We start from the raw sequence: 10,585 nt of genomic DNA, 5'->3' as shown, positions 1-10,585 counted from the left end.
TTTGAAAAAATCAAGTCCCAAATTGATTTTTCTTCACTAATTTTCCGCTCTATGTTGGGAGGTAAAATAAAAAGACCTCATTACGAGGCCTGTAAATTCAAGGGTTTTGAGTTTGTGAGAACACTCTCTACATATAAAGGGAGAAAGGCTAAGACGCCAGTAATGGCTCCCATGCCGCTGAACTGGGCGAACCAAAGGGCGGCTAGATTCTTTTTCCACTGAGGCCAGGCGAAAAACATAGTAATACCTCCAGGCAGGGCTTGATCTTTCGTTAGTATAGCAGACAAAAGACGGTCTGTCGCGGCAAGAACAAAAAGCCTAAGCAGGGAAGACGCTCTTAGAGGGAGAATATTATAAAGGTTAGACAACTTTTCAAAAGACATAGGAGAGAAACAGTGCATGGTAGAACGTGAACGAAGATATAGAAGGCCCCGAACGCAAGGCGGTTCTAGCCAAACAACAGGCGGACCGCCGCAGCGGCCTAGAAAAAAGCCGTTGCAATTGCGCTTGGCGGTATGCTTGCTGCTGCTGTTGCTGCTACTGGCGGTGGCGGCAGGGCGCGTAGCCTGGATTCAAGTGGTCCAAGGCGGTGACATGAAGGAAAAGGCGATGGCTCAGTTGGAGGTCAGCCGCGATATGCAGTCGCCGCGCGGTTCGATTTGTGATCGCAACGGCAATGAGCTGGCTGTCAGCGTAGTGACGAAATCGTTGTACGCTAATCCGGATGAATTGCGCAAAAATCAGGCAGACGTCGACAGTATTGTTGGCGGTTTGGCGCCTATCTTGGGCATAGACCCTAAAGAGATGAAAGAGGATCTGCTGCTGCCGGAACGCAAATTCGTTTGGCTAAAGCGGCGTATGGATGCGCCGATAGCCGCTCAGGCGGCGGCATTTATCAAACAGTATCAATTACCCGGTTTTGGGTTTTTAGAGGAAAACAAACGTTATTATCCCAATGAGAAGCTGGCGGCGCAGCTCTTGGGCTTTGTAGGCAGCGACGATCAGGGGCTGGAAGGCTTGGAGGCCAAGCTGGATAGCGTGCTGAAAGGGAGCAAGGGAAAGCAGAATATCTTTACAGATAATCAGGGACGTCCTATTTTTCAATCGGTGTTTTCCTTGAAATCGCCGGAAGAAGGCCGCAAAGTGCTGCTGACGATTGACCAGAACATTCAGTTCATTGTGGAACAGAGTTTGGACAAGGCCATGGCGGCCACTGGTTCTGCGGCAGCTACCGCTATTGTGATGGACCCCAAGACAGGCGATGTCTTGGCCATGGTCAGCCGACCTACGTACAATCCAAACCAATTTTGGAAAGGCGGACCAGGAGAATGGCGTAATCGGGCCGTTGCCAACGTATATGAACCAGGGTCGACTTTTAAAAGTATTGTCGTAGCGGCAGCCTTGAACGAAGGAACCGTACATCCCGGACAGTGGTTTCAGGACAATGGCGCTATCGAAGTATCCGGGCGGCGCATTCAAAACTGGAGCGGCGAGTCCTACGGGGCGGTTCCGCTGGAAGCTGTTATTAAGCAATCTTTGAATACGGGCTTTGTGCAGATCGGCCTGGGTCTTGGCGGCGAAAGGCTGACGCGATATGCCAGGGACTTCGGTTTTGGACGTCCTACCGGCATTGATTTGGCTGGTGAAGAAGAAGGGATTTTATTCGAACCCAAGGATATGCGCGACTCTGATATTGCTACCATGGCTATTGGCCAAAGTATTGCGATAACGCCGCTGCAACTGGTGACGGCGGTAAGCGCGTTGGCTAACGACGGCGTGTTGTTAAAGCCGCATATCATCAAAGAGGTGCAAAACGGCGACGGCTCGGTGCAGCAAGCCTATGCTACAGAAGTAGTGCGCCGCGTGATTCGGTCCGAGACAGCCCAGACTCTCAAAGGGCTTTTGGAAAAAGTCGTTTCCGAAGGCGGCGGCGGCAAAGCCGCTGTGAAGGGTTACCGTATTGCCGGTAAAACAGGGACGGCGGAAAAACTGCGTGAAGACGGCGGCGGCTATTATCAAGGGCGTTATATCGCTTCTTTCGCGGGCTTTGCTCCGGTAGAAGAGCCTCGCATAGCGGTGTTGGTGGTATTGGACGATCCCCGGGGCGTTTATTATGGCGGGCAGATTGCCGCGCCGGTGGCCGGAGAAATTTTTAGCCAAATTTTTCGCTATTTGAACATTTTGCCCAGCGGCGTATTGCTGCCGGAAGAAAAGAAAAAACAGTCTCCAGCGCCGCAGCCGGTGAGACCGCCGACTGCTCCCCTGCCTCCGCTGCCGGCGGGGCAGGTGCGCATGCCGAATTTGCAGGGCAAAACGATGCGTCAAGCGGCAGCGGAACTGCACAAGGAAGGCTTGTTTTTCCGTCCGGTCGGAGGCGGCCTGGCGGTTAGCCAGGAAGTGCCGCCAGGCGCGCCGGTGTCTGTGGGGAGTGAGATCGGCGTTTCTTTCAGCGAAAATTGATGACCAACCGCAAACAAGCGGGTATAATGAAGAATCATAGCAATTGACTGTAGCAGGCCTGGTTTACGGCAGATGGAGAAAGAAGAGGAAGAAGATGCACGAAGTCAGTTTGGCTCAAGGAATTTTAGATGTGGTGCGGCGGCATGCCGAGGCTTCCGGCAGCCAAGGAAGCATCCGCCGGATTAAGTTACGCATCGGAGCCTATACGCAGGTAGATGTGCAAGCGCTTTTGACGGCGTTTCAAGCGGTGGCGACGCAGACGCCGGCAGCGCAGGCTGAACTTTTGGTAGAACGCGTTCCGGTGCGCCTGCACTGTCGAGAGTGCGGTGGAGAATGCGAAATACAGGGACGCAGCCTTATGTGCGCTCATTGTTCTTCTCTGGCGGTGGATATGCTGAGCGGCAGAGAAATGCAAGTGGAATATCTGGAGGTGGATTAAAATGGAAATTAAAGTTATGAGCAATATTTTAGAGAAAAATGAAGCGATTGCGGCCCGGCTACGGCAGCGCTTTGCGGCAAAGGGTATTTTGGTGTTGAATTTGATGGGGTCTCCCGGCTGCGGCAAGACGACGCTGCTGGAAAACACTATTGCTGCCCTCAAGGCGCGTCTGCGCGTAGCGGTCATTGAAGGCGATTTATTTACCGATAAAGATGCCCGCCGCATTGAGCAGCTGCATGTACCGGTAATTCAAATCAACACCGAAGGCGGCTGCCATTTGGAAGCGTCCATGGTGGAAGAGGCTGTTAATTCTCTTAACCTCGACGAACTGGACTTGGTACTTGTGGAAAACGTGGGGAATCTAGTTTGCCCTGCTGAGTTTGATATCGGCGAAGACGCTAAGATTGTAGTTCTCAGCGTGACTGAAGGCGATGATAAACCGGCGAAATATCGGATTGCCTTTAATGTGTCTAAGGCGGCGGTCATTAATAAAATGGATTTGCTGCCGCATACGTCATTTGATATGGAACTGGCGGAGCATGATATCAAGAGCGCTAACAGCGACATTCTGCTCTTTAAAACGTCCTTCCAAGGTGGTCAAACAACCGGGCTGAGCTCTTGGCTCAACTGGATCAAAGACGAAGTGCGCCGCAAAAAAGAGCAGGTCAAGGGGGAGTAGGCATGACGCGCCAGGCGGTTTGGGCGGAAGTAGATTTGGGGGCTATCAAAGAGAATGTGCGGCACATTCGCAGCACCTTGCGAAAAGGGGTGCAGTTTTGCGCCGTTGTGAAGGCCGACGCTTACGGGCATGGCGCCGTTCCTGTGGCAAAAGCCGTGCTGGCAGCAGGGGCGGACCAACTGGCGGTAGCGATGCTGCAGGAGGCGGTCGAATTGCGGCAGGCCGGTATTGAAGTTCCCATTCTGATTCTAGGCTATACACCGCCGGAGGAAGCGGCGCAGGTCGTGGCGCAAAAGGTTACCGCCGCTGTATATTCGTTAGAAACGGCGGAGGCTTTGTCGCACGCCGCGCAGCAGTTGGGCTGCAAAGCGATAGTGCATCTAAAAGTCGATACCGGCATGGGGCGCATCGGCGTCCAGCCGGAAGAGGCTGGCGTTTTTGCGGCGCAAGTGGCCGGGCTGCCTGGAATCGAAGTGGAAGGCGTCTTTTCGCATTTTGCAACGGCGGATTGTGAAGATAAGAGTTATGCTCACGAGCAATTCCGGCGTTTTCAAGAGGCGCTGCAGAACATCGAAGCTCACGGAGTCAAGGTGGCTGTTCGTCATATCGCCAATAGCGCGGCTACGCTGGAATTGCCGGAGTACCACCTGGATATGGTGCGGCCCGGCATTATTCTATATGGAATTTGGCCGTCAGAAGAAGTCAAGCGTTCCCTTCCCTTGCGGCCGGCGATGTCCTGGAAAGCCTGTGTCAGCCATGTAAAGTGCGTGCCCCCGGGAAGCCCGGTCAGCTACGGATGTATCTACAAAGCGGGTCAAGATACCTGTATCGCGACGCTGCCTGTAGGGTATGCGGACGGTTGGACGCGGCTTTTGGCGGGCAAAGCGGCAGTATCTTTAGCTGGTCAAAGGGCGCCTGTGGTGGGGCGCATCTGCATGGATCAGTGCATGGTGGCTCTTCCGGCAGGGGCGAAGGTAGCAGTGGGGGAACCTGCGTTACTTTTTGGGCCGGCAGGGCCGACTGTGGAAGAAGTGGCGGCCTGGCTGGGAACCATTCCTTATGAAATTGTGTGTATGGTCGGGAAACGGGTGCCGAGGCGCTATGGGAACGCTTGAATTTTCTTGCGGCGTTACACGGCTCATGGTACGATAAGCTAAATCATTGCAGTACGAATGGAGGCGGCAGGATGGACCAAATGGAACAGGATTGGGAAGCGTTTAAGAAGAAATTCAATGCCAAAGCCGGGATTGACCTGAATTATTACAAACGGGCGCAGATGCAGCGGCGTATTACGAATTTGATGAACCGTCACGGCCATAGCAGCTATACGGCATTTTTTTCGCAGTTGGAAAAAGACCCCAAGGCTTATAAAGAATTTGTCGAGTACATTACGATTAACGTAACGGAATTTTTCCGGACGCCGGAGAAATTTGAAGAATTGGAGAAAAAAGTGCTCGCAGATCTGCTGCAGCGCAGCTCGAAGCTCAATATTTGGAGCGCCGGGTGCTCCATGGGGGCGGAACCTTATTCGCTGTCCATGATTTTGGCGGATTTGACGCCCAGCGCGCGGCATCGCATTTTGGCGACCGATTTGGATGAAGAAGTGCTGGGTAAAGCAAAGGAAGGCAAATTCAGCGCGAACGAATACAAGAACATTTCCTCCAATCGGGCTTCTAAATATTTCACCAAGGAAGGCGACCGCTATGTAGTGGTCCCCGATATCCGTTCGCGAGTGGAATTTAAGAAGCACAATTTGCTGCTGGATAAATTTGAAAGCGGCTTTGATCTCATCCTTTGCCGTAATGTAGTTATTTATTTTACGGAAGAAGCCAAAGACGCCCTCTACCGGCGTTTCCTGGAAGCGTTGAAGCCGGGCGGCGTTCTGTTTGTCGGCGGCACCGAAGCCATCTTGAATTTCCGTGACATCGGCTATCAAAGCTATATGCCCTTCTTCTACCAAAAACCGTTTTAAGCGGAACGAGAGCTCTACGAACAAGAGAACCGGAGTGACCAGAGGGTTACGCCGAGGGATTCAAAACAGTAAAGACACACAGGCTCTGGCGCAAGCTGGGGCCTGTGTTTTTTCAATAGATACTATAAATTACAAGTTTTGAGAGTTTGAGACAGCAGGCTTGGAAATGGTTTGTGAGAACGACAAATCAATTTTCGTGTTTTTCGCGATTTTCGCGGTTGGATAATAAAACCGAGAGACGTTGCTAACGAACCGTGAAATACACGAAATGCGCGAAAGGGGAGTTTGGGGGCAAGGAGCTTCTGTATAAACGGCGGCATAACTGTATTTGAGACAAGATTTCCGCGCGCCTCGCAAAAACAGGAGTCGGCGGCAGTTCCGCGAACTCGCTGGCGCTCAGACATACGGAACTTTTCTCCGTCGTCTCCTGTTTTTGCGTCCTGCGGACCGTCTTGCTCCAAAAAAGTCTCAAATACAATCATGGCCGCCGTAGGCTCGGTCATTCCCTCAATTTACCTTCTACTGTTAAATTCCGTAACCCTCCGTCGTACCCTCTCGTGACTCTGGTTCTCTTGTTCAATCTCCGTAGTCTCTCTTGGGATTTCCTCTGGCTTTTCTCTGTTACTCTGAGTTTCGTATCCTCCGTCGTACCCTCAGATTCTTCGGTTCTCTTGTTTATTTCTTGCTGGTGTGTTTTGTACAGTTTGTCTGCCCTTTTCAGACTGCCTGTTTTTTTCCGCCGTGGGAGTTGTTTAGCCCTCGGGGGAGTAGTATAATGGGAAAACCGGGCAAATCGTCCTGAACGATGACAAGTCGTAATGGGTCCACGGCAGTGGGCCTTTTTTCTATCTATAGTGATTGGTAAAAAATGAAAGGGGTCGAAGGCGTGGCAGTAGCAAGTAGGAGGAACAAAAGTATATGAGCGTGAAGGAGATGCAGGCGCTAAAAAAGGGGTATTTTGTCAAGGAAACCGGCAATGTTCTGGGGACAGGGAAAATCAAGGAAATACGAGCAGGCAGCGTGGTGGTGGAGTTCTTTTCTTCGCCTGTAAGTCGCCAGGATGTAGAAATCCCTTTTGAGTCGCTTCGTCCATTAGGACGGTTGCAGCCTAAAACGCGTTGCTTTGTATACATAGAAGCGCTGGGGCGTTGGTACGCCGGGCGGGTAGAGCAATTTGACGCAGCCAGCGGCGAATATCAAGTGAAATTTCCCGAAGGGACGCTGCCGGGGAATCTGCGTATGTTAGCTGTGCCGACGGAAGACGTCTATGTGCGCTGGAATCGGCCTCTTGCTGACGCAGTGTCCATGCTGGCGGAAACGCTGCAAGAGACGGCTTTTCTGCGCGAAACCAGGGCCTCCTTTGTGCGGGGGCTTTTGGAGCAGCGGGCGATGACGCGAGGCGTTACAGGCCTTTTGTCCGCCAAGGTGCAGGTAGTTCCGGAACAGTTAGAAGCGGTCTGGGAGCTTGTTAGCGGTGCTTCTCAGCGGCGAGTGTTGGCGGCGCCTCCTGGCTGGGGCAAAACGATAGCCGCCGGTGCGGTGGTTCGCCAGTTTTTGCTGGATGACCCTGCAGGCAAAGTACTGTTGGTGGTGCCGCCGCTGCTGGTTGCGTTTTGGGAAGAAATGTTGCGTAAGCATTTTCACTTGCAGCCCAACGACCCGCGTTTAAAGCTGATTGCCGCTGATCGGGCGGTGACGGCTAAAGACTTTGTATTGAAACAGCGCCCGGGTCTGGTCGTCTTTGATGACGCGCAACTTGTAGCTGCTGATGTATTAACTAAAGATGAGGCGGCGCTGCGTCGTTACCGCTTTTATGCGGCTGCAGCACAGCAGGCGGAGCGGGTGTTGTTGACAACTCCATTGGCCTCGCAAGAACAAGAAGCCTTGTATTGGGCGATGTTTCACTTGGTGGATCGAGACGGCTATCCGTTAGAACAGTTGCCTGAGGCCGCGTCGCTCTGGGGGAAAAAAGCAGAACCGCGCCTATTGGAAGTTGGCGGGAGTGAATTGCCCCTTTGTCGGCAGACTGGGAAGTTGAAAGTGCTGCAAGTGGCGGGAGAAGCGGCGGAAGAACTGGAAGAGACGTTGGAACAATGGCGTTTGCTCATGAAAAAAGCGATGGAGAGCGACGCGGATCTGGCGCAGCATCGTCAATTAGTGGAAGTGTTGTATCTGGCGTTGGCGGAATGCGCCGGCAGCAGCTACAAGTTGTTAAAAGAATTGGTAGGCTGTCGTTTGGGTCGGCAGACGCCGGCGCAGCTGGAAGAAGAGCTGCCTAAGACGTGGCTGCATTTGTGTAGGAAGATGCCGCTCTTGGAGGGCGAGGAAGTGATCTTGCAGCGTCTTGACGCGTTGACGCCAGGCGCTGCTGAAGCCGAGCCGAGGCTGGCGTCCTTGGCTGCTTATATCAAGACGCTGCCGAAGGCGCGCAAAGTGGTCGTCTTTACACGTTTTGCCGCTACTTGTCAGACAGTAACCGACGAATTGAGCAAGCTTTTGGGGGCTAAAGCCGTAGCCCAAGTGCACCGGGCGCAAACCGTTCGAGAGGTACAAGCGGCGCAAGTGCAGTTTCGGGACGAGGCGTCCTGCCAGGTATTGGTGCTGGACCCGCGGGGCGAAGAGTATTGCGACTTGGGTCACGCCCAGGTGGTGGTGCATTTTGATCTGCCCTTTGATTTGCGTCGCTTGGAGCGGCGCATGTCTCGGGTGGAACGGCGCAATCGCACAGAAGCGCTGCAAACCGTGGCGGTTCTCGGTTCCGGCGGCGATTATTCTCTGGCCAATGTTTGGTGTGAGGTGCTGGAAGAAGAACTGTCGTTTTTCCGTCAGTCTCTGCATGGTGTGGATGGCTGGGCTAGAAAGGTCGCGACGCCGTTGGTGCGCAAGGCGCTGCTTGAGGACGGCTATGAAGGTCTTTTGGATGCCGCTACAGCGTTGGAAGAGGCTTTTGGTCAATGGCAAGCTTCGCGTCCGGCTGCTGCGACGACGGCCGGGTGGGGCGAAGCGGCCCTTGCTTATGACAAAGACAGCGATGGACAGCGTCAAGCCTTTGAGCCTTGGATTGCCATGGCTTTGGGGTTGGGGCGTCAAGGACCGCGCTATACGGCGACAAGCGAAACTGTGCTGATGCCCTTTGACTGGCTTAGCCGCATGCAGGAAGATTTGCAGAGGCCTTTGCCGTATGACCGAAGCGAGTCATTGCAGCTTCAAGAAGCTGCTGCGGTTCGGTCGGGGCAGTCTTTTCTGGATACAGTATCGCGCTATTTGGATTGGGATGACCGGGGGCAAACCTTTGCTTTTTGGCGCCCGGAGGCGCGGTGGAGCGAGGAAAAAGGCGATGAATGGGCTGGCTTTTGCTATGAATATACGCTGGAAGCGGATATGAAGCTTGTTAGAGGCTTTTTAAAGAAACTGGGCCTGCCGGAGCGTTTGTGGAAAAACTTGCGCCGCCGTGCGGACGGTTTTTTGGCGCCGTTGACAGTACGGCTGTATTTAGATCAACAAGGGCGGCGCGTGCGCCATCCGGAACTTTTAGATATTTTGGAGCAGCCTTTCAGCAAGGCCCGCGATATTAACTTGATTAAAGGGCGGGTTAAGCAGCTTCATGAGGTAATCGGTCTTGAAGACTGGAAAGACGCCTGTGGTAAAACCTATGAAGCTTCGTTAAAACTTCTGGAGAAGGATGCCTGGTACCAGGAATTGGTGCCTGTTGCGTGTGAAGCGCTGGAAAAAGATACGGCTCAGCGAGCCAAGGCTTGGAATGAAGCCGGCCGAACGGATTTGGCGGAACAAGAAATTGCTCTTTCCCGGGCCCTGGCGGCGGGCATGAAGAAGCCGGCCGTGCGCCTGTTGGCGGCGGGCTGTATTATTGTTTCCGGGCGTAAACCTTAAAGCGGAGCTGCTATTTTGCTCACATCCCGCCTAAAGGGCTCTTTTTCCGTCAGGTTTTGTCAGAAATCCTCGGCATAGCGCTGCTATTCCTGCGGTTTTCTTTTGCGTCTGACGAAAAAAACTGCTCCTTTGGTCGGGAGGTTCACTAAGACATAAAGCTTGTTTGAGTCCTCATTCGTGCCCTCCCTATAAGCAGTAGACGTCGGTTGCCATGCCATCCATGGCGCAACCGACCCTAGGCGCATCCAGCGCCGTCGAAAATTGGAAAAACGGCTTAAAAAGCCGCTTTTCTTGTAGTATAGTGAAAGTATGAAATCAAAAAGGGGGCGTACTGATGAAACGATGGTGGCGGCTGGCGGTTTTGCTTGTAGGTCTTGCGATTTTGGGCGGCGGTGTTTCTGTAGTTCAGGCGGCGGAGGCAGTAGAAAATGACTGGTTGTGTCTGCCCTATGAACGATTAGGGCCGATCAGAGCTTCGGCTAAAGAGGAAGATTTGCTGCAGTTGTTTGACGCTGAGCAGGTGCAGCGCAGGACCATTTATGTGGCGGAAGGAACTGAAAAACGGGATGTATCGGTCATTTATCCTTATAGTGTTAACGAAATAATCTTGTTTTGGCGGAATAATCAATACGGGCAGGTGTTGTCGCACGCCTGGGTGAAAAAAGAGGGAACGTCTTGGCGGACGGCGGAAAATATTACCGTCGGTACGCCCTTGGAAGAGCTGAATCGCTTGAACGGCCAGCCTTTCCGTATTGTCGGTTTCGGCTGGGACTACGGCGGCTATATTCCGGTGCGTCAGGAAGGAAGGCTGATTCAGCAAAAAGGCTTGTGCCTGCGCTTGGCCCCGGTGCGGCAGCTGCCGCGCGGGTATTACGGCGACGGAGTGAAAGTATCTTCTGAGGACCCGGAATTATTGCCGGATGCGGTAAGAGTAGTTTCCTTCGAAGTGACGCTGAACGAAAAATAACGAGGGACGAACAAGAGAACCGGAGTAATCGGAGGGCGTGCTGAGGGTACGAACCAAATGCGTTCCTGAATAGAAAAATCTCCTTGCTCGCAGTTAGAAAACTGCAGGCAAGGAGATTTTTTGCTATTAAAAGTCTCAAACACAATGGCCGCCACAGTCGCAGCCCTCCGACATACC

The 10,585-nt window shown here is 53.0% G+C and carries 8 protein-coding genes; all 8 read left to right on the top strand.

Annotated features, from left to right (window positions below; genetic code table 11):
- Positions 1-222 (top strand): hypothetical protein (locus tag PHF27_RS01295; RefSeq protein ID WP_300065103.1); only part of this gene is annotated, 222 nt, incomplete at its 5' end.
- A 177-nt stretch (positions 223-399) separates the two neighbouring features.
- Positions 400-2,460: a penicillin-binding transpeptidase domain-containing protein gene (locus PHF27_RS01290; RefSeq protein WP_300065101.1), complete on the top strand. Its 2,061-nt coding sequence runs from the start codon at positions 400-402 to the stop codon at positions 2,458-2,460.
- A 94-nt stretch (positions 2,461-2,554) separates the two neighbouring features.
- The gene (locus PHF27_RS01285) at positions 2,555-2,899 is read left to right on the top strand and encodes a hydrogenase maturation nickel metallochaperone HypA (RefSeq protein WP_300065099.1); all 345 of its coding nucleotides are present in this window, start codon (positions 2,555-2,557) and stop codon (positions 2,897-2,899) included.
- Between the two features lies 1 nt (position 2,900).
- Positions 2,901-3,578, top strand: a complete 678-nt coding sequence (hypB, locus tag PHF27_RS01280) for a hydrogenase nickel incorporation protein HypB (RefSeq protein ID WP_300065097.1) — start codon at positions 2,901-2,903, stop codon at positions 3,576-3,578.
- Positions 3,579-3,580: 2 nt separating this feature from the next.
- Positions 3,581-4,693, top strand: a complete 1,113-nt coding sequence (gene alr / locus PHF27_RS01275) for an alanine racemase (protein WP_300065095.1) — start codon at positions 3,581-3,583, stop codon at positions 4,691-4,693.
- Positions 4,694-4,773: 80 nt separating this feature from the next.
- Positions 4,774-5,550 (top strand): protein-glutamate O-methyltransferase CheR, encoded by a 777-nt coding sequence (locus tag PHF27_RS01270; protein WP_300065109.1) that lies wholly within the window; start codon positions 4,774-4,776, stop codon positions 5,548-5,550.
- 918 nt (positions 5,551-6,468) lie between these two features.
- Positions 6,469-9,441: a helicase-related protein gene (locus PHF27_RS01265; RefSeq protein ID WP_300065093.1), complete on the top strand. Its 2,973-nt coding sequence runs from the start codon at positions 6,469-6,471 to the stop codon at positions 9,439-9,441.
- A 334-nt stretch (positions 9,442-9,775) separates the two neighbouring features.
- On the top strand, positions 9,776-10,408 hold the full coding sequence (locus PHF27_RS01260; RefSeq protein WP_300065091.1) for a hypothetical protein: 633 nt from the start codon (positions 9,776-9,778) through the stop codon (positions 10,406-10,408).
- Positions 10,409-10,585 lie beyond the last annotated feature (177 nt).

The organism is Anaeromusa sp., assembly GCF_028691475.1.
GTDB lineage: Bacteria > Bacillota > Negativicutes > Anaeromusales > Anaeromusaceae > Anaeromusa.
Note: the sequence above shows the minus strand (reverse complement) of the source record. Positions and strands in the feature narration are given on the sequence as shown.